This is a genomic window from Streptomyces sp. CC53, assembly GCF_001865245.1.
Classification (GTDB): Bacteria; Actinomycetota; Actinomycetes; order Streptomycetales; family Streptomycetaceae; genus Streptomyces.
The window spans coordinates 808-20,370 of the sequence record NZ_MKXB01000152.1 but is presented as its reverse complement, the minus strand read 5'-3'; the positions used below and the strand labels follow the sequence as shown (position 1 = coordinate 20,370).

Annotated in this window: 16 protein-coding genes and 1 pseudogene; 12 read left to right on the top strand and 5 right to left on the bottom strand. The window is 72.6% G+C overall.

Translation table 11 applies throughout. The annotated features are described in order from the left end of the window. Positions 1–330: 330 nt before the first annotated feature. Positions 331–918: a HEAT repeat domain-containing protein gene (locus BJP40_RS17470; protein WP_107416804.1), complete on the bottom strand. Its 588-nt coding sequence runs from the start codon at positions 916–918 to the stop codon at positions 331–333. Positions 919–1,277: 359 nt separating this feature from the next. Between BJP40_RS17470 and BJP40_RS17465 the strand changes: the two genes are divergently transcribed. The 9 genes from BJP40_RS17465 (at position 1,278) to pssA (ending at position 12,471) form a co-directional block, all read left to right on the top strand. Further along, a complete protein-coding gene (locus BJP40_RS17465; protein ID WP_071281167.1) occupies positions 1,278–3,062 on the top strand; it encodes a 3-hydroxyacyl-CoA dehydrogenase family protein in 1,785 nt (594 codons plus the stop codon). 229 nt (positions 3,063–3,291) lie between these two features. After that, positions 3,292–4,116 (top strand): TetR family transcriptional regulator, encoded by an 825-nt coding sequence (locus BJP40_RS17460; RefSeq protein ID WP_071281166.1) that lies wholly within the window; start codon positions 3,292–3,294, stop codon positions 4,114–4,116. Positions 4,117–4,701: 585 nt separating this feature from the next. Next, positions 4,702–6,039: a crotonyl-CoA carboxylase/reductase gene (gene ccrA / locus BJP40_RS17455; RefSeq protein ID WP_071281165.1), complete on the top strand. Its 1,338-nt coding sequence runs from the start codon at positions 4,702–4,704 to the stop codon at positions 6,037–6,039. Between the two features lie 10 nt (positions 6,040–6,049). Next, complete coding sequence (locus tag BJP40_RS17450) at positions 6,050–8,080, top strand: protein meaA (RefSeq protein ID WP_071281164.1); 2,031 nt, start codon at positions 6,050–6,052, stop codon at positions 8,078–8,080. Then, the gene (locus BJP40_RS17445; protein ID WP_071265222.1) at positions 8,077–9,057 is read left to right on the top strand and encodes a CoA ester lyase; all 981 of its coding nucleotides are present in this window, start codon (positions 8,077–8,079) and stop codon (positions 9,055–9,057) included. The genes BJP40_RS17450 and BJP40_RS17445 overlap by 4 nt, the downstream gene beginning before the upstream one ends. Positions 9,058–9,062: 5 nt before the next feature. Next, positions 9,063–9,575 carry a MaoC family dehydratase gene (locus BJP40_RS17440; protein WP_071281163.1) on the top strand — a complete coding sequence of 171 codons (513 nt, stop codon included), beginning with the start codon at positions 9,063–9,065 and terminating at the stop codon, positions 9,573–9,575. Between the two features lie 2 nt (positions 9,576–9,577). Beyond that, entirely contained in the window at positions 9,578–10,783 is a 1,206-nt protein-coding gene (locus BJP40_RS17435) for an acyl-CoA dehydrogenase family protein (RefSeq protein ID WP_071281162.1), read from the top strand. 181 nt (positions 10,784–10,964) lie between these two features. Further along, positions 10,965–11,612: a phosphatidylserine decarboxylase gene (locus tag BJP40_RS17430; RefSeq protein ID WP_071265228.1), complete on the top strand. Its 648-nt coding sequence runs from the start codon at positions 10,965–10,967 to the stop codon at positions 11,610–11,612. Next, complete coding sequence (gene pssA / locus BJP40_RS17425; protein WP_071265230.1) at positions 11,605–12,471, top strand: CDP-diacylglycerol--serine O-phosphatidyltransferase; 867 nt, start codon at positions 11,605–11,607, stop codon at positions 12,469–12,471. Before BJP40_RS17430 ends, pssA begins: the two co-directional genes overlap by 8 nt. A gap of 90 nt (positions 12,472–12,561) precedes the next feature. Here pssA and BJP40_RS17420 read toward each other — a convergent pair whose 3' ends face one another. After that, positions 12,562–13,095 carry a GNAT family N-acetyltransferase gene (locus BJP40_RS17420; RefSeq protein ID WP_071281161.1) on the bottom strand — a complete coding sequence of 178 codons (534 nt, stop codon included), beginning with the start codon at positions 13,093–13,095 and terminating at the stop codon, positions 12,562–12,564. A 294-nt stretch (positions 13,096–13,389) separates the two neighbouring features. Beyond that, a complete protein-coding gene (locus BJP40_RS17415) occupies positions 13,390–14,556 on the bottom strand; it encodes a glycerate kinase (protein ID WP_071281160.1) in 1,167 nt (388 codons plus the stop codon). 113 nt (positions 14,557–14,669) lie between these two features. On the opposite strand from BJP40_RS17415, the gene BJP40_RS17410 reads away from it, so the two are divergent. The 3 genes and pseudogenes from BJP40_RS17410 (at position 14,670) to BJP40_RS35665 (ending at position 17,479) form a co-directional block, all read left to right on the top strand. After that, a complete protein-coding gene (locus tag BJP40_RS17410) occupies positions 14,670–16,388 on the top strand; it encodes a BCCT family transporter (RefSeq protein WP_071281159.1) in 1,719 nt (572 codons plus the stop codon). Positions 16,389–16,413: 25 nt separating this feature from the next. Further along, positions 16,414–16,761 (top strand): annotated as a pseudogene (locus BJP40_RS35670) (NUDIX domain-containing protein); the annotation flags it as partial. Positions 16,762–16,891: 130 nt separating this feature from the next. Continuing rightward, positions 16,892–17,479, top strand: coding sequence for a hypothetical protein (locus BJP40_RS35665; RefSeq protein ID WP_226962979.1), 588 nt, complete (start codon positions 16,892–16,894; stop codon positions 17,477–17,479). Here the strand turns inward: BJP40_RS35665 and BJP40_RS17400 are convergent. Then, positions 17,476–17,979 (bottom strand): methylated-DNA--[protein]-cysteine S-methyltransferase, encoded by a 504-nt coding sequence (locus BJP40_RS17400; RefSeq protein ID WP_071281157.1) that lies wholly within the window; start codon positions 17,977–17,979, stop codon positions 17,476–17,478. The genes BJP40_RS35665 and BJP40_RS17400 overlap by 4 nt on opposite strands. Before the next feature lie 12 nt (positions 17,980–17,991). Then, entirely contained in the window at positions 17,992–19,506 is a 1,515-nt protein-coding gene (locus BJP40_RS17395) for an AlkA N-terminal domain-containing protein (RefSeq protein ID WP_071281168.1), read from the bottom strand. Positions 19,507–19,563 lie beyond the last annotated feature (57 nt).

Here is a 19,563-nt window from a genome sequence, read left to right as displayed (position 1 = left end):
ACGGAGGCCCCGGGGCCCGCGGCTCCCGGCCCCGCCTCGCCCCGCCACGCCGCGCCGCGCCGACCGGGCCCCGTCCACCTCACCCGCCGCCCCGCCCGAACGGGCCGCTCCGGGCCGGCTGCGTCGCGCCCGGCCCGGCCTCTTCGCGCGCTTCACAGGGCTCTTCGTGCGCCGGGCCGTCGCTGCGCGCCCCTCCGGCCCCGTGCCTCCGCGGCCTCACCCTGTCGCGCCAGGCCCGTCACGCCGCGCCCGGCTGCCTCGCGCAGAGTCTGCTCCCGCGCGGGTGCGGGGTGTGCCCGCGTACCGCCGTGGCGGTGCGGGGCACTGCGGTCACGTCGGCATCCTCCCCAGGGCGGCCCTCGCCGCGGCGCCGAGGCGGGGGTGCGGCACCGCGGCCTCCAGCACGGGGCGGGCCCGCGGGTCGGCGAGGGCCCCCAGGCCCTCGGCACAGGCGACGCCCACCCTCCAGTGGGGGTCGCCCGGGGCGAGGCGCCGCCGCAGGGCGGTGATCAGCGCGGGCACGGACTCCGGGGCCCTCAGCGCCGCCAGCAGCCGGACCGGGACCAGGGCGTAGGCCACCCGCAGTTCGTTGGTGGCGAGGGCCGCGGCCGCCCGCGCGGTGCGGGGGTCCCCGAGCCGGACGAGGGCGTACGCCGCGGAGACGCAGCGTTCCGCGTCCCGGTGGTTCAGGAGCAGCACCAGCGCCTCGAAGGCCCGCCGGTCGCCGGCGAGGCCGAGCCGGAACGCCGCGAGCTCCCGGGCCCACAGCGGCCGGCCCGGGGCGGTGAGCACGGCGGCCAGGTCCTCGGGGTCGCCGGTCGCGGCGAGCCGCTCGTAGGCGGCGGCGTCCCCGGCCGCGCCGGCCTCGTCCGCCAGCCGGTCCGTCAGCGAACCCCACTCGGCCTCGTCGGCGTTCATGGCGGGCAGCGTAGCGAGACGCGGCCACCGCGATCCAGATCACAGCGCACGGGGACTGGCGCGCTCATTACCCGCCGGTTAATCTCAGGTGAGCGGGGCACACCCCCCGCACAGCGGGGTTCCGCCCCGCGCCCCTCCGGGCGGCCTGGTGACGCAGCCGCCCGGGGTGCCAGTCGGTTCAGCACCTCTCACGATGTGACTCCGGGACAGAGTCCGTCGGCCCTTCCACCGCGCGACGCGTGTGCTCAGCGCCGGTCGCGCGCGGCACTCCCGCCCTTTCCGCCACGCCTGTGCGTGTGCGAGCCGCGGCGTCCGCGCGCCTCCTCCCACCAGTCGTCACTCATCCCTGGAGTCCCGTGATGGACACCCCTCTCTCCACCATCGCCGTCGTCGGCCTCGGCACCATGGGCGGCGGTATCGCCGAGGTCCTGGCCCGCGCCGGCCGCGAGGTCATCGGCATCGACACCAGTGAGACCGCCGCCCGCAGCGCGGTCACCGCCCTGGAGGCCGCCACGGCCAGGTCCGTGGCCCGGGGGCGGATCAGCGAGGAGGAGCGGCGCGACGTCCTCGCCCGGTTCCGGACGTTCACCGACCTCCAGGCGGCGGCCGACGCCGACCTGGTCATCGAGGTGGTCCCCGAGTCGTACGAGCTGAAGCACCAGGTGATCAGCGAGCTGGACGGGATCCTGCGGCCGGAGGCGATCATCGCGACGGGCACCAACGCGCTGTCGGTGACCCGGCTGGCCGCCGACTCGGCGCACCCGGAGCGGGTGCTGGGGATGCACTTCTTCAACCCGGCGCCGGCGATGAAGCTGGTCGAGGTCGTGTCGTCCGTGCTGACGGCCCCGCAGGCGGTGGCGAGCGTCACGGACCTGGCGCTCGCCCTCGGCAAGGAGCCCGTCGCCGTGGGCGACCGGCCCGGCTTCGTCGCGGACGGCCTGCTCTTCGGCTACCTCAACCAGGCCGCCGCCATGTACGAGTCCCGGTACGCGTCGCGGGAGGACATCGACGCGGCGATGCGGCTGGGCTGCGGCCTGCCGATGGGGCCGCTGGCGCTCCTCGACCTGGTCGGCGTCGACACCGCCCGCACGGTCCTGGAGGCGATGTACGCCGAGTCGCAGGACCGGCTGCACGCACCCGCGCCGATCCTCAAGCAGCTCAGCGAGGCCGGGCTGACCGGCCGGAAGGCGGGCCGCGGCTTCTACACGTACGAGGCGCCGGGCAGCGGCACGGTCGTGCCGGACGCGCTGACCCCGCGGGGCGGCGGCGAGGGCGGGGACGGTGGGCGGCAGGTGTCGTCCGTGGGCGTCGCCGGGTCCGGGACGATGGCGTCGGGCATCGCGGAGGTGTTCGCCAAGGCCGGGTACGACGTCGTGCTCGCGGCCCGCTCGCCGGAGAAGGCCGAGGCCGCGAAGGCCAGGATCGCGAAGTCGCTGGCCCGCTCCGTGGACAAGGGCCGGATGACGGCCGACGCCCGGGACGCGACGCTGGCGCGGATCTCCCCCGCCGGCTCGCTGGACGCCTTCGCGGACGTCGACCTGGCGGTGGAGGCGGTCGCGGAGGACCTGGAGGTCAAGCGGCAGTTGTTCGCCGCCCTGGACAAGGTGTGCAAGCCGGGCGCCGTCCTCGCCACCACCACGTCGTCCCTGCCCGTCATCGCCTGCGCGCGCGCCACCTCGCGGCCGCAGGACGTGATCGGCATGCACTTCTTCAACCCGGCGCCGGCGATGAAGCTGGTCGAGATCGTCCGCACCGTCCTCACCGGCGACGACGTGCACGCCACGGTCCGCGCCGTCACCACGAGGATCCGCAAGCACCCGGTCGACTGCGGGGACCGCGCCGGCTTCATCGTGAACGCGCTGCTCTTCCCGTACCTGAACAACGCGGTCAAGATGGTGCAGGAGCACTACGCCTCGCTCGACGACATCGACGCGGCGATGCGGCTGGGCGGCGGCTACCCGATGGGGCCGTTCGAACTGCTGGACGTCGTCGGGCTGGACGTGTCACTGGCGATCGAGCGCGTCCTGCACCGCGAGTTCCGCGAGCCGGGCCTGGCGCCGGCGCCGCTGCTGGAGCACCTGGTCGCGGCGGGCTGCCTGGGCCGCAAGACGGGCCGCGGCTTCCGTGAGTATGCCCGGCGCTGACCCGTCGGGTCCGGCCGCCTCGCGGGGCCCTGCGCATGGGGCCGGCCCTCCGGAGCACTCCGGCGGGCCCGGCCCCTCCCCCGCCGCCGCGGGCGGGCCGGCAGCGCCCCGGGCCCGCGGCTCCGCGGGGCCCCGCAGCACGTACGGGACGTGGGGCGGGCTGCTCGAAGGCTCGGGCGGCCCTCCCCCGCCGACATGCCCACCTGCCCCGATGCAGTACGTTCGGGGCATGCCCCAGCCCGCGAAGTCACCCCGTGCCACCGCCGCGCCCGACTCCCAGGAGACCGCCGCGGGCAGCCGCGCCGCCGCGCAGCGGCTGAAGATGCGCCGCGAGCTGGCCGCGGCGGCCATGGAGCTGTTCGCCACCAAGGGGTACGAGGCGACGACGGTCGACGAGATCGCCGCGGCGGCGGGCGTCGCCCGCCGGACCTTCTTCCGGCACTTCCGTTCCAAGGAAGAGGCGATCTTCCCGGACCACGACGACACGCTGATGCGGGCCGAGGCGGTGCTCAACGCCGCTCCGGCGCACGAGCACCCGCTGGACACGGTGTGCCGGGGCATCAAGGAGGTCATGAAGATGTACGCCGCCTCCCCGGCGGTGTCCGTGGCCCGCTACCGCCTCACCCGCGAGGTGCCCACGCTGCGGGAGCGCGAGATCGCCTCGGTGGCCCGCTACGAGCGGCTGTTCACCCGCTACCTGCTGAGCCACTTCGACGAGCGCGACCACCACGACGGGAACGACGACCCGCTGCTGGCGGAGGTGGCGGCGTCCGCGGTGGTCACCGCGCACAACCACGTGTTGCGCCGCTGGCTGCGGGCGGGCGGCAAGGGCGACGTGGAGACCCAGCTGGACCACGCGTTCGCGATCGTGCGCAGGACGTTCGGCTCGGGCATCGGCGCGGGACGGACCGCACCGGTGCAGGGCGCGGAGGGCCCGGCGGTGCACGCCTCCGACGAGGGCGGCGTCCTGGTGGCGGTGGCGCGTACCGACGCACCGCTCGACCAGGTCATGCGCACCATCACGCGCGCCCTCGGCCACGGCGCGGACGCCTGAGCTCCGGCCGCTGGGCCCCGGCCTCGCCCGCGGCCGCGGGCGTCACGGGCGTCGCGGGCAGGAGAACCGTGGCGGTCGTCGGCGCCGTCTCGCCCGTGGATGCGGCGCCGAGACGGCCGGGCGACTCCCGGCATCACCGGCGGCGAGTACGGCGAGGCTCCCCAACGGTTCGCGATCTAGGTCACAGAGGCGACCGCTTCCCCCTTCCGGGAGCGGTCGCCTCTGAGTGTTTTCGCAGGTCAGAGCAATCGTTCCCGTGCGAACGATCGATCATCGCTCATCCGAGGGCCCCCGGTCGCAGCTGAGACAAAGTGCTGGCACGCAGTGTCTTGCCACCTGGCACGGCGTGCCATACGTTGATGTTGTCCGGACGGCCGGCGTCCAGGGATCCCCCGTACGCCGGTTGTCCCCGCAGCCCTTCCCGGGGCCGCGCGTCCGGACGCCTGCGTCACAGGCACTTCCGCGCACCACCCCGCGCCGCCAAGCACCACCCGGCCGAACCGACGGCACACCTCCACAGCTGCAGCACCTCGACGTTCCCCCAGCGTCTTCCGCAGACGCCTGCTCTTCGCCGGAGGCACCACCGTGAAGGAAATCCTGGACGCGATCCAGTCGCCGGACTCCACGTCCGCCGACTTCGCCAACCTGCCGCTCCCCGAGTCGTACCGCGCGATCACCGTGCACAAGGACGAGACCGAGATGTTCGCCGGCCTCGCCACCCGCGACAAGGACCCCCGCAAGTCGCTCCACCTCGACAACGTCCCGCTGCCGGAGCTCGGCCCGGGCGAGGCCCTCGTCGCCGTCATGGCCAGCTCGGTCAACTACAACTCGGTGTGGACGTCGATCTTCGAGCCGCTGTCGACCTTCGGCTTCCTGGAGCGCTACGGCCGCACGTCCGACCTGGCCAAGCGCCACGACCTGCCGTACCACATCATCGGCTCCGACCTCGCGGGCGTCGTGCTGCGCACCGGCCCGGGCGTCAACGCCTGGCGACCCGGCGACGAGGTCGTCGCGCACTGCCTGTCCGTCGAGCTGGAGTCCTCCGAGGGCCACAACGACACGATGCTCGACCCGGAGCAGCGCATCTGGGGCTTCGAGACCAACTTCGGCGGCCTCGCCGAGATCGCCCTGGTGAAGTCGAACCAGCTGATGCCCAAGCCGGACCACCTCAGCTGGGAGGAGGCGGCGGCGCCCGGCCTGGTGAACTCCACTGCGTACCGCCAGCTGGTCTCCCGCAACGGCGCCGGGATGAAGCAGGGCGACAACGTGCTGATCTGGGGCGCCTCGGGCGGCCTCGGCTCCTACGCCACCCAGTTCGCCCTCGCCGGCGGCGCCAACCCGATCTGTGTCGTCTCCAGCCCGCAGAAGGCGGAGATCTGCCGCTCCATGGGCGCCGAGGCGATCATCGACCGCAACGCCGAGGGCTACAAGTTCTGGAAGGACGAGCGCACGCAGGACCCGAAGGAGTGGAAGCGCTTCGGCAAGCGCATCCGCGAGTTCACCGGCGGCGAGGACATCGACATCGTCTTCGAACACCCGGGCCGCGAGACCTTCGGCGCCTCCGTCTACGTCACCCGCAAGGGCGGCACCATCACCACCTGCGCCTCGACCTCGGGCTACATGCACGAGTACGACAACCGCTACCTGTGGATGTCGCTGAAGCGGATCATCGGCTCGCACTTCGCGAACTACCGCGAGGCGTGGGAGGCCAACCGCCTCATCGCCAAGGGCAAGATCCACCCGACGCTGTCGAAGGTGTACTCCCTGGAGGACACCGGCCAGGCCGCCCACGACGTGCACCGCAACGTCCACCAGGGCAAGGTCGGCGTCCTGTGCCTGGCCCCCGAGGAGGGCCTGGGCGTGCGCGACCAGGAGATGCGCGTCAAGCACCTCGACGCCATCAACCGCTTCCGGAACGTCTGAGGGCCCATCGATGAGTGAGCGTCAGAAGGACCGGCCGTGGCTCATGCGGACGTACGCCGGCCACTCGACCGCCGAGGCGTCCAACGAGCTCTACCGGCGGAACCTCGCCAAGGGCCAGACGGGCCTGTCGGTCGCGTTCGACCTGCCCACGCAGACGGGGTACGACCCGGACCACGTCCTCGCCCGCGGCGAGGTCGGCCGGGTCGGCGTGCCGGTCTCGCACCTCGGTGACATGCGGCGGCTGTTCCAGGACATCCCCCTGGAGCAGATGAACACGTCCATGACCATCAACGCCACCGCCATGTGGCTGCTGGCGCTCTACCAGGTGGTGGCCGAGGAGCAAGGTCTCGACAAGGACGCCATCTCCAAGCTCCAGGGGACGACGCAGAACGACATCGTCAAGGAGTACCTGTCGCGCGGGACGCACGTCTTCCCGCCGGGTCCGTCCCTGCGCCTCACCACCGACATGATCACCTACACGGTGAACCACATCCCGAAGTGGAACCCGATCAACATCTGCAGCTACCACCTGCAGGAGGCTGGCGCCACCCCGGTCCAGGAGATCTCGTACGCCATGTCCACGGCCATCGCGGTCCTGGACGCGGTGTTCGCCTCGGGGCAGGTCCCCGAGGACCGCAAGGGTGACGTGGTCGCCCGCATCTCGTTCTTCGTGAACGCGGGCGTCCGCTTCATCGAGGAGATGTGCAAGATGCGCGCCTTCGGCCGCATCTGGGACAAGGTCACCCGGGAGCGGTACGGGATCGAGAACCCCAAGCAGCGCCGGTTCCGCTACGGCGTGCAGGTCAACTCGCTGGGGCTGACCGAGGCGCAGCCGGAGAACAACGTGCAGCGCATCGTCCTGGAGATGCTGGCGGTGACGCTGTCGAAGGACGCCCGCGCCCGCGCCGTGCAGCTCCCGGCGTGGAACGAGGCCCTCGGCCTGCCCCGGCCGTGGGACCAGCAGTGGTCGCTGCGCATCCAGCAGGTGCTGGCCCACGAGAGCGACCTGCTGGAGTACGACGACATCTTCGCCGGCTCCCACGTGATCGAGGCCAAGGTGGACGCCCTCGTGGCGGAGTGCCTGGAGGAGATCGAGCGGATCCAGGAGATGGGCGGCGCGATGGCCGCCGTCGAGTCGGGCTACCTGAAGTCGCAGCTGGTCGCCTCGCACGCGGAGCGGCGCGCCCGGATCGAGGCCGGCGAGGAGAAGATCGTCGGCGTCAACTGCTTCGAGTCCACCGAGCCCAACCCGCTGACCGCGGATCTGGACACGGCGATCCAGACCGTGGACCCGGCGAACGAGGCCCGGGTCGTCGCGGCGCTCCACGAGTGGCGCGACAACCGGGACGAGTCCCGCGCCCAGGAGGCCCTCGCCGCCCTCAAGGCGACGGCCGCCGGGGACGGGAACCTGTTCGCCGCGACCCTGGAGTGCGCCCGTGCGGGGGTGACCACCGGGGAGTGGGCGTGGGCGCTGCGGGACGTCTTCGGCGAGTTCCGCGCGCCCACGGGCGTCTCGTCCGCCCCGGTCGCCGTGGCGGCCGAGGCGGGCACCCCGCTCGCGGTCGTCCGGGACAAGGTGGCCCGGACGGCCGACGAGCTGGGCGCGGGGCGGCTGCGGCTGCTGGTGGGCAAGCCGGGCCTGGACGGGCACTCGAACGGCGCCGAGCAGATCGCCGTGCGGGCCCGGGACGCCGGGTTCGAGGTGGTCTACCAGGGCATCCGGCTCACCCCTGAGCAGATCGTGGACGCCGCGCTCGCGGAGGACGTGCACTGCGTGGGCCTGTCCATCCTGTCGGGGTCGCACGCCGAGCTGGTGCCCGACGTGCTGCACCGGCTGCGGGAGGCCGGCGCCGCCGACATCCCGGTCGTCGTCGGCGGGATCATCCCGAACGCGGACGCCGCAGAACTGAGGCGGGCGGGTGTGGCCGCCGTCTTCACCCCGAAGGATTTCGGGATCACGGAGATCATCGGTCGTATCGTCGACGAGATCCGTCTAGCCAACAAGCTCAACCCTCTCGAAAACACGGAGGTCCCCGCATGACCGAGACGACGGCCCCGTCGCCGGTGAACCGGCTGCGTCCGCGCCGCTCCTGCCTGGCCGTGCCCGGCTCGAACCCGCGGTTCCTGGAGAAGGCCCAGGGCCTGCCCGCCGACCAGGTGTTCCTCGACCTGGAGGACGCCTGCGCACCGCTCGCCAAGCCCGAGGCGCGCCACACCATCGTGAAGTTCCTCAACGAGGGCGACTGGACGGGCAAGACCCGGGTCGTGCGGGTCAACGACTGGACGACCCACTGGACGTACCGGGACGTCGTCACGGTCGTCGAGGGCGCCGGCCAGAACCTCGACTGCATCATGCTGCCGAAGGTGCAGAACGCGGAGCAGGTCGTGGCGCTCGACCTGCTGCTGACGCAGATCGAGAAGACGATGGGCTTCGAGGTCGGCCGGATCGGCATCGAGGCGCAGATCGAGAACGCGCAGGGACTGAACAACGTCAACGCGATCGCTCAGGCGTCCCCGCGGATCGAGACGATCATCTTCGGCCCCGCCGACTTCATGGCGTCGATCAACATGAAGTCGCTGGTCGTGGGCGAGCAGCCGCCCGGCTACCCGGCGGACGCGTACCACTACATCCTGATGAAGATCCTCATGGCGGCCCGCGCCAACGACCTGCAGGCGATCGACGGCCCCTACCTGCAGATCAAGAACGTCGACGGCTTCCGCGCGGTCGCCGGCCGCGCCGCCGCGCTCGGCTTCGACGGCAAGTGGGTGCTGCACCCGGGCCAGGTCGACGCGGCCAACGAGGTCTTCTCGCCCTCGCAGGAGGACTACGACCACGCCGAGCTGATCCTGGACGCGTACGAGTGGTGCACGTCCGAGGCGGGCGGCAAGAAGGGCTCGGCGATGCTCGGCGACGAGATGATCGACGAGGCGAGCCGCAAGATGGCCCTGGTGATCGCCGGGAAGGGCCGCGCCGCCGGCCTGCGGCGCACCTCTAAGTTCGAAGCCCCGGAGGCGTGAGGCAGATGCAGTTCGGACGCACCTACGAGGAGTTCGAGGTCGGCGCGGTCTACAAGCACTGGCCCGGGAAGACGGTCACCGAGTACGACGACCACCTCTTCTGCCTGCTGACGATGAACCACCACCCGCTGCACATGGACGTGAACTACGCGGAGAACACGACGGACTTCAAGAAGAACGTCGTCGTCGGCAACTACGTCTACTCGCTGCTGCTCGGCATGTCCGTGCCGGACGTGTCGGGCAAGGCCATCGCCAACCTGGAGATCGAGTCGCTGCGCCATGTCGCGCCGACCTTCCACGGCGACACGATCTACGGCGAGACGACCGTCCTCGGCAAGACGCCGTCCCGGTCGAAGAGCGACCGCGGCATCGTCCACGTCGAGACCAAGGGCTACAAGCAGGACGGCACGCTCGTGTGCGTCTTCCGCCGCAAGGTGATGGTCCCGACGGCCGAGTACATCGAGGCGCGCGGCGGCGAGCAGCCCGGCCGCCCCCAGCTCAAGGAGCAGGAGAAGTAGTCATGGCCCGACTCGCGCAGACCCCCGGACTCACGGAGGTCCAGCAGGAGATCGTCTCCACGGTCCGGGAGTTCGTCGACAAGGAGATCATCCCGGTCGCGACGGAGCTGGAGCACCGCGACGAGTACCCGCAGGAGATCGTCGACGGGCTGAAGGAGCTGGGCCTGTTCGGCCTGATGATCCCCGAGGAGTACGGGGGTCTGGGTGAGTCGCTCCTCACGTACGCCCTGTGCGTGGAGGAGATCGCCCGCGGCTGGATGTCCGTGTCGGGCATCATCAACACGCACTTCATCGTGGCGTACATGCTCAAGCAGCACGGGACGCAGGAGCAGAAGGACACGTTCCTGCCGCGGATGGCGGCCGGCGAGGTGCGCGGCGCGTTCTCGATGTCGGAGCCGGGCCTGGGCTCGGACGTGTCGGCCATCACGTCGAAGGCGGTGAAGGACGGCGACGAGTACGTCCTGAACGGCCAGAAGATGTGGCTGACGAACGGCGGCACGTCCACGCTGGTGGCCGTCCTGGTGCGGAGTGACGAGGGTCACCCCGAGGGCACGGCGCCGCACCGGTCGATGACGACCTTCCTGGTCGAGAAGGAGCCCGGCTTCGGGGAGGTCCGCCCCGGCCTGACGATCCCCGGCAAGATCGACAAGATGGGCTACAAGGGGGTCGACACGACCGAGCTCATCATGGACGGCCTGCGGATTCCGGCCAATCGCGTGCTCGGCGGGGTCACCGGCCGCGGCTTCTACCAGATGATGGACGGCGTCGAGGTCGGTCGCGTCAACGTCGCGGCCCGTGGCTGCGGCGTCGCGCAGCGTGCCTTCGAGCTCGGTGTCGGCTACGCGCAGCAGCGCCACACCTTCGGCAAGCCGATCGCGCAGCACCAGGCGATCCAGTTCAAGCTGGCGGAGATGGCTACCAAGGTCGAGGCCGCTCATGCGATGATGGTGAACGCAGCTCGCAAAAAGGACTCTGGGGAACGAAACGACCTCGAAGCAGGGATGGCGAAATACCTCGCCTCCGAGTACTGCAAGGAGGTCGTGGAGGACGCCTTCCGCATCCACGGCGGTTACGGCTTCTCCAAGGAGTACGAGATCGAGCGCCTCTACCGCGAGGCGCCGATGCTGCTCATCGGTGAGGGTACGGCCGAGATCCAGAAGATGATCATCGGTCGGCGCCTGCTCGAAGAGTATCGAGTCCAGGGCTGATTGTCGGGTTTGTGGAGCATTCGAGGGGAAAACACCGCGAAGAAGATCACATCCAGTCATCTTCTTCCGGCCCTCGACTCGGCTTCTGGCTTGCCCAGTTGCGGCCCGCAACCGATAGCATCGCTGCAAAGCCGCCGTCCCCCCGTACCGAGCGCGGCATCATCCGCTACGAAGGTCATCCATGCCCCACAGCCCACACTCTGCATCTCGCGGTCCCGTCCGTATCGCTCGCGGAGCATCGCCGTGGCTCCTGCCGACCGTCGCCACGGCGGCGGTCAGCCTGGCCCGTGCCCGCCGCTCCCGGCGCGCCGCGGCCCTCGCCGTGCCGGCCACCGCCCTTGCGGCCGGCATGCTGTGGTTCTTCCGCGACCCCGAGCGCGAGATCGCTCAGGGCAGGGTCATCTCCCCCGCCGACGGCGTGGTGCAGAGCATCATGCCGTGGAAGGACGGGCGCACCCGCGTCGCGATCTTCATGAGCCCGCTGAACGTCCACGTCAACCGCGCGCCGATGGCGGGCACCGTGACGTCGGTGGAGCACGTCCCGGGCGGGTTCGTGCCGGCGTTCAACAAGGAGAGCGAGAACAACGAGCGCGTCGTCTGGCACTTCGACACGGAGCTCGGCGACATCGAGATGGTGCAGATCGCCGGCGCGGTCGCCCGTCGCATCGTGCCGTACCTGGCGCAGGGCGCCAAGGTCGAGCAGGGTGACCGCATCGGCCTGATCCGCTTCGGCTCGCGTGTCGACATCTACCTGCCGGAGGGTGTCGAGGTCGCCGTCGAGGTCGGCCAGGCCACGACCGCGGGGGTGACTCGCATTGACCGTGATTGACCCTGGCACCCAGGCCAAGTGGGTGGCGGAGGCCGAGGCGGAGACCGCGGACGAGCAGGAGGAGATGCCGCTGTCGCTCCGCCTGTCGATAGCGGACACCCTCACGCTCGGTAACGCCACGTGCGGGTTCATGGCGGTGTACTTCACCACCACCGGCATCCTCATCCCGCACCTCACGGGCAGCGAGGAGACCGGCATGGCGCGGCACTCCGCCGCGACCGCCGTGATCCTCATGCTGTGCGCCGCGATCTTCGACCTGTTCGACGGTCTGGTCGCGCGCAAGCTGCGTTCCTCCCCCATGGGCGCCGAGCTCGACAACCTGTCGGACCTGATCAGCTTCGGTCTGGCCCCTGCGTACTTCGTGCTCGTGTACGGGATGGTCGCGGACGACGCGCACCAGCGGGTCTCCGCGGTGGCGGCGATCGTGGTGCTGCTGGCCGTGGTCATGCGCTTGGCCAGGTTCTCGGTCGTGACCATGAAGGACGGCATGTTCCAGGGCATGCCGAGCCCCTTCGGGGCGCTGACGGTGGTCTCCATCGTCCTGCTGGAGCTGCCGTTCATCCCCACCCTGCTGGCGATCGTCGGCACGGCGTGGCTGATGGTGAGCCGGGTCGAGTACCCGAAGCCGCGGGGCGTCCTCGCGGTGGCGATGCTCAGCTGGATCGTCGGCGCGATGGGCCTGCTGGCGGCCTGGGCGTTCGACGCGCCCGGCGGCCACCTGCTGCTGCAGACCGGCTGCGCGCTCCAGGTGGTGCTGGGCGCGGTGATCCCGCTGTTCGCGACGGCGCGGCGGGTGAACACGTTCCGCGACAACCGGCGCGAGAGCCGCGAGGCGGCGCGGGCGGCGCAGCTGCCGTAGCGGCGGACGACGTACGGCGGAGGGGCCCGGGTGCCGGTCGGCACCCGGGCCCCTCCGCGTGTCCGCCCCTCCCCCGCCGGGGCGGGCGGCTCAGCCCAGTGCCTTGTAGTAGTAGGTGGTGGCCAGCAGCCTGCCGTCCGGGCCCTGCGCGTACCCGGGGATGACCCCGGCCCTGGTCCACCCCGCGGAGCGGTACAGGCCCTCGGCGGCGCTGCCGGTCTCCGTGTCGAGGACGAGCAGTCGCAGCCCGGAGTCAGCGGCGGCCGCCTCGGCGGTCGCGAGGAGCCGCCGGCCGAGGCCGCGACCCCGGGCGGAGGTGTGGACGAGCAGCTTGGATATGTCGCCGCGGTGCCGCTGGTTCGCGGAGCCGGCCCGCACGAGGGACACGACGCCCAGGACCCGCCCGTCGCTCCCGTGGGCGCCCCACACGGTGCGTGCGCCCCGCTCGGACTCCTCGGCGGCGCCACGCCACCAGTGCGTGGCGTCGGCCGCGGCGAGCGGCGGCAGGAACCCGACGGAGGCGCCGTCGTGCACGGCGTCCTGGAGGAGGGCGGCCAGCTCCCCCTCGCCGGCGCGGATGCGCTCGGCGGTGAGCGCTTCGATGGTCACGGTGTCCGGATGCATGCCGGGATCATGGCACCGCCGTGTTACGCGCCGGTCACACGCCCGGAACGCCGCTGCCCCGCCCGGTCGGCACGGGCGGGGCAGCGGTGGGCGCGGGGCGGTGGCGGGCCGACGGCAGGGCGGGGCGCCGCGGGTCGCGGGCGGGGCGAGCCGCCACCCGGGCGGGGTCCACCCCGGTGTGCCGACGCCCCCGGGCGGGTCGTACGCGGGGTACGACACCCGGACACGGGGTCCCCCCGGCGCAACGGGCGCCATCGCGGCCGGAGCCGACGCACGGAACCCCCGGGCGGTCCGTCAGGCCAGGAAGTCCCGGGCGATGTCGGCGGCGACCAGCTCCAGCAGGGGGCCGGCCTGCGCGATGCACGTCGCCGGGTCGGGCTCGCGCGCCAGCAGCGGGTAGGCGCGGCGGATCCCGGCGCGTCCGAGTGCCTCCGGTGGGAGCGCGAGGCGGCCGCAGACCGCCACGACCTCGACGCCCGCCGCCCGGGCCGCCGCCGCGACGCCCGCCGGGGCCTTCCCGTGCAGGGTCTGGTCGTCCAGGGAGCCCTCGCCGGTGATCACCAGCGTGGCGCGCTCCAGGGCCGCGTGGAAGCCGAGGATGTCGAGCATCAGCTCGATGCCGGGGCGGAAGCCCGCGCCCAGCCCCACGAGCGCGCCGTAGCCGATGCCGCCCGCGCCGCCCGCGCCGGGCGAGACGGCGGCTTCGGCCGCGCGGGGTCCGACGGCCTGCTCCAGGACCTTCACGTAGTGGACGAGGGCGGCGTCCAGCACCGCCACGTCCTCGGGGGTGGCGCCCTTCTGCGGGGCGAACACCGCGGGTGCGCCCTTGGGTCCGGTGAGGGGGTTGTCGACATCGCTCGCCAGGACGACCTCCGCGTCGGCGAGCCGCGGGTCGAGGCCCGACAGGTCGGCGCTCGCCAGGGCGGCCAGCGCGGCGCCGCCGGGGCCGACGGGCTGCCCTGACGCGTCGAGGAACCGCGCGCCGAGCGCGGCGAGCATGCCTGCACCGCCGTCGGTGGTGGCGCTGCCGCCGACGCCGAAGACGATCCTTCGGGCCCCGGCGTCGAGCGCGGCCCGCAGCAGCTCGCCCGAGCCGTAGGTGGTGGCGGTCAGCGGCGCGAAGACGCCCTCCGGCAGCAGTTGCAGGCCCGACGCCTCGGCCATCTCCACGACGGCGGTGCCGTCGCGCAGCGCGAACGCCGCCGTCACGGGCTCGCCGAGGGGGCCGGTCACACGGACCTCGCGCCGCTCGAACCCGGCCGCCACGGCCGCCGCCACCGTGCCGTCGCCGCCGTCGGCCACGGGCAGGGTCTCGACCCGCACGTCCGGGGCGACAGTGCCGAGACCGGCCCGCACCCGCTCCGCGACCTGCACGGCCGTGAGGGACCCTTTGAACTTGTCGGCCGCCACCAGCACGTGCGGTGCGCGCGGTGCGGCTCCAGTAACTGCTCCGTCCGTCACTCTTGCATCCCTTGCTATCGAACAGGCAGTCGCGCCAGGAGTGACCCTATCCATACCGTCAGACGGCGTGCCACCCCCCGATAAGACGAGTTTTCGCACCATAGTGGTGCCTCATGAGTACGGAACCGTTCGATCGAACCCCTCCGGAGACCCCGGCTCCCGGCGGACCGGCCAGCCATCCGGTGGAGGCGCGCCCCGACCGCAAGGTCGTCGGCATCGGCGTGGGCGCCGTCGCCGCCGTGGTGCTGTGGGCCTGGCTGGGCAAGGAGTCCTTCGACGAGGCATCGTCCGCCGGACTGGGCTGGGTGCTGGACAACTTCGGGTGGCTGTTCGTGGTCGCCGCGGACGTCTTCCTGGTGCTGTGCCTGCTCATCGCCTTCAGCAGGTTCGGGCGGATCCGGCTGGGCCGGGACGACTCGGAGCCGGAGTTCGGCAACCTCGCGTGGATCGCGATGATGTTCAGCGCGGGCATGGGCATCGGCCTGATGTTCTACGGGGTCGGGGAGCCGCTGACGCACTACCTGAACCCGCCGCCGGCCAGCGGGGCGCGGGCCGAGTCGGGCGAGGCGGCCCGCACGGCCATGGAGTACTCGTTCTTCCACTGGACCCTCACGCCCTGGGCGATCTACGGCGTGGCCGGTCTCGCGCTGGCCTACGCGGGCTTCCGCAAGGGGCGGGGCAACCGGCTGAGCGCCGCGTTCGTGCCGCTGATCGGGGCGCGCAGGGCGGTGTCGTGGCAGGGCAGGGCGATCGACCTGCTGGCGGTGTTCGCCACGGTCTTCGGCACGGCGACCAGCCTCGGCCTGGGAGCGCTGCAGGTCGCGGAGGGCCTGGACATCACCGCCGGGGTGACGCCCGACCTGACGACGGAACTGCTCGTCATCGTGTCGCTGTCCGCGGCGTTCGTGGTGTCGGCGTTCTCCGGCCTGCACCGGGGCGTGAAGTGGCTGTCGACGTTGAACATCGTCCTGGCGGCCCTCCTCATGGTGTACGTGTTCCTGGTGGGGCCGACGGTGTACGTGCTGGACTCGATCCCCGCGTCGATCGGGGGCTACCTGCAGAACCTGCTGCCGATGGCGACCCGCACCGGGGCGTTCTCCGACCCGGAGTGGCTGGGCGCGTGGACGATCTTCTACTGGGCGTGGTGGCTGTCGTGGGCGCCGTTCGTGGGGACCTTCATCGCACGGATCTCGCACGGCCGCACGATCCGGGAGTTCCTCATCGGAGTGCTGCTGGTGCCCAGCGGCGCCACGGTCGTCTGGTTCTCGGTGATGGGCGGCTCGGCACTGCGCCTGCAGGCGACGGAACAGGCCGACCTGGCGGCGGCGGTGCAGGACGGGGCGGAGGCGTCGCTGTTCGCGATGCTGGACGCGCTGCCCGTGGGGGCGGTCACGTCGTTCGTGGCGATGGTGCTGGTGATGACGTACTTCGTGACGAGCGCCGACTCGGCGTCCCTCGTGATGGGATCCCTCACCAGCCGGGGCGCGCTGCACCCGCCGACGTGGCTGGTCGTCGTGTGGGGCGTGCTGATGGCGTCGGTGGCGGCGGTGCTGCTGGTCGTGGGCGGCCTGGACTCGCTCCAGACGGCGACGATCCTGGTGGCACTGCCGTTCGTGGTGGTGATGCTGCTGCTCTGCTGGGCGCTGGTGAAGGAACTGCGCGAGGACCCGGGCGCGGGCCCCGCGCGGCACCACGCCCTGCACGGGCTGGGCGACGTGGTGCGGACGATGGTCGGGGACGCGGTGACGGAGCAGTCGGGGTCCCGGCACCACCGGCTGCGCCGGGCCGCCCGCACCCGTACGGGGCAGGGCGGCGACGAGCCACCGGCGTGACGGTGCCGGCCGGTAGGCTGGCGGGATGACGTCGTCCGACTACACCGCGTACATCGCCGGACTGCCGAAGGTGCTGGCCGGCGCCGCCTGCCTGTTCCGTGACGCCGACGGGCGGATCCTGATCGTGGAGCCGAACTACCGGGAGGGCTGGACCCTTCCGGGCGGCACCGTCGAGTCGGACGGCGGCGAGACGCCGCGGGAGGCCGCGCGCCGGGAGACGCGCGAGGAGATCGGCCTGGACGTGGAGCCGGGCGCGCTGCTCGCCGTGGACTGGGTGCGCGGCCCGGGTCGTCCGCCACTGGTCGCGTACGCGTACGACGGCGGGGTGCTGGACGGGGAGCAGTTCCGGGCGATCCGGTTGCAGGAGTCGGAGCCGCGAGAGGTTGAGCCGGGGCGGCGGCTCCGCCCTGTGGGAGACCGCAGGACGTCTGTCCGTCGTCATGGGGATGACGGCCGCGTCCCTCGGTGGCCCGACCGCCTCGGCCCGCTGGTACCGGACTGCTGTGGCCGCTGCCGATCACAGTGGCAGCGGCTCACTTCGTCAGTGGACGCGGGGGCAGGGAGCCCTCGCCCTCGTCTACGAGGGCGCAGCACCCGAGCCGGTCATCGCCATGGCGGGCGACGGACTCGCGCTGTCCGAGAAGCCCTCCCTCGGACGGCTGTGCGCGCTTCTCGCTCTCGCCCATGCGTTCGGGAAGCGGGGCCTGTCCGGCCCGGCTACGGAGGCCCTCCGGGAAGCTGACGACATCTTTCCGAGCGTCGAGACGGGGGAGCAGGCGTCCGTGTTCTCCATGCCCCGGTGGGGTTACGCGCTGACGAAGACCCTCGTCTACGCACGGCTCGGGGACGTCGAGCGGTCGCAGCGGGAACAGGACACGGCTGATGCGCTCAGGCCCGCGTCCCTGGGCCGGTACGCCGCTCACACAGGGGTGCACCGCGCCCTGTCCGTGGTCGCGTCGGGGGATGTCGACTCAGGGCTCGACATGGCGCGGGAGACGTTGGCCGGCCTTCCCGAGGATCACCGGTCGCAGGTGCTGCAGGGATTCGTCGCTGAGGTGAAGGCCGCGGCGTCCCGGCGGGCGAAGGGCTAGAACAGGGCCTGCGGCTCGTTTCGGGCGCTGCTTTCGAAGGCCAGTAGGCGGCGCTTGCGGTCCAGGCCGCCGCCGTAGCCGGTGAGGGCGCCGTCGGCGCCGACGACGCGGTGGCACGGGACGATGATGCCGACGGGGTTGCGGCCGTTGGCGAGGCCGACGGCGCGGGAGGCGGCCGGGTTGCCGAGCTGCTCGGCGAGCTCCCCGTAGCTGCGGGTCTCGCCGTACGGGATCGTCCGCAGCCGCTCCCACACGGCGCGCTGGAACGGGGTGCCGTGCAGGTGCAGGGGCAGGTCGAAGTCCGTGAGGTCGCGACGGAAGTAGGCGTCGAGCTGGCGGGCGGCCTCGGGGAAGGGGCGGGGGTCGGGTTCCCCGAAGGTCTCCTCCGGCGGGCGGTGGCGCTGGTCGGTCATGTACAGCCCGCTGAGGGCGCCGTCGGTGGCGACGAGGGTCAGCGGGCCGTACGGGCTGTCGACGACGGTGTGGCTGCGGTGTGTCACGGGCGTGCTCCCTCAGTCGGGCAGGCGGTTGATCGGGTGGTTGTCGGTGGCCCAGAGGTACTGCACGGCGTAGGCGCGCCAGGGCCGCCAGGCGGCGGCGCGGGCGGTGAGCGCGGCGGGCGTGGCGGGCAGTCCCAGGGCCGCGGCGGCCTTCCGCACCCCGAGGTCCGTGGGGAGGAAGGCGTCCGGGTCGCCCAGGCCCCGCATCGCGACGGCCTCGACGGTCCAGGGGCCGAAGCCGGGCAGCGCGCGGAGCCGGGCGCGGGCCTCGTCCCAGTCGCTGTCCGGGCCGAGGGTGACGGTGCCGTCGGCGAGGGCTGCGGTGAGGGTGGTGAGCGTGGCGCGGCGGGCGCGCGGCAGGGCCAGGGTGTCCGGGTCGAGCCCGGCCAGTGCCTCGGGCGCGGGGAACAGGCGGGTCAGGCCGCCCTCCGGGTCGTCCACGGGGGTGCCGTGGGCGGCGGCGAGGCGCCCGGCGTGGGTGCGGGCGGCGGCGGTGGACACCTGCTGGCCGAGGACGGCTCGGACGGCGAACTCGGCGGGATCGACGGTACGGGGCACCCGGCGGCCGGGGGCGGCGTCGACGAGGGGCGCGAGCAGCGGATCGGTGCGCAGCTGTTCGTCGACGGCGACGGGGTCGGCGTCCAGGTCGAGGAGCCAGCGGCAGCGGCTGATGGCGTGGGTGAGGTCGCGGGGGTCGGTCAGGGCGAGGCGGCAGGCGATGTGGCCGTCGCGCGGGGCGAGCGTGGCGATGCCGTGCCCGTACGGGAGGCGCAGGGTGCGCCGGTAGGCGCCGGCGGGTCCGCCGTCGGCGCTGCCGGAGCCGCGCGGGAGCCACTCCTCCACACCGGGGACGGCCGTCGCGGCGAGGTGGCCGAAGAGGTTGGACGGGTGTAGCGGGGTGCGGTAGGGGAGGCGGAGGCTGATGGTGCCGGGGACGGTGGTCCTGCCGGCCGGGCCGGCGCTGCGGGCGGCGCGGCTGCGCAGTTCGCCGGGGGCGAGGGCGAAGACCTCCCGTACGGTCTCGTTGAAGGTGCGGACGGAGGAGAAGCCGGCGGCGAACGCCACGTCCGCGAACGGCAGGTCGGTGGTCTCGATGAGCACGCGGGCCGTCTGGGCGCGCTGGGCGCGGGCCAGGGCGAGGGGGCCTGCACCGAGCTCGGCGCGCAGTTGGCGTTCGATCTGCCGGGTCGAGTAGCCGAGCCGGGCGGCGAGGCCGGGCACGCCCTCGCGGTCGACGATCCCGTCCCTGATGAGGCGCATGGCGCGGGCCACGGTGTCGGCGCGCGCGTTCCACTCCGGGGAGCCGGGACTGGTGTCGGGCCGGCAGCGCTTGCAGGCACGGAAGCCGGCCTGCTGGCAGGCGGCGGCACTGGGGTAGAACACCATGTTCTGCGGCTTGGGGGGCACGACCGGGCAGCTGGGGCGGCAGTAGATGCGGGTGGTGAGGACGGCGGTGAAGAACCAGCCGTCGAAGCGGGCGTCCTTGGAGCGAACGGCCCGCACGCAGCGCTCGGTGTCGGTGTGCATGCTGTCCAGCATCCGTGACGCGGCACCCGTGGTGCTGGCGGGAATCCGACATGAGCC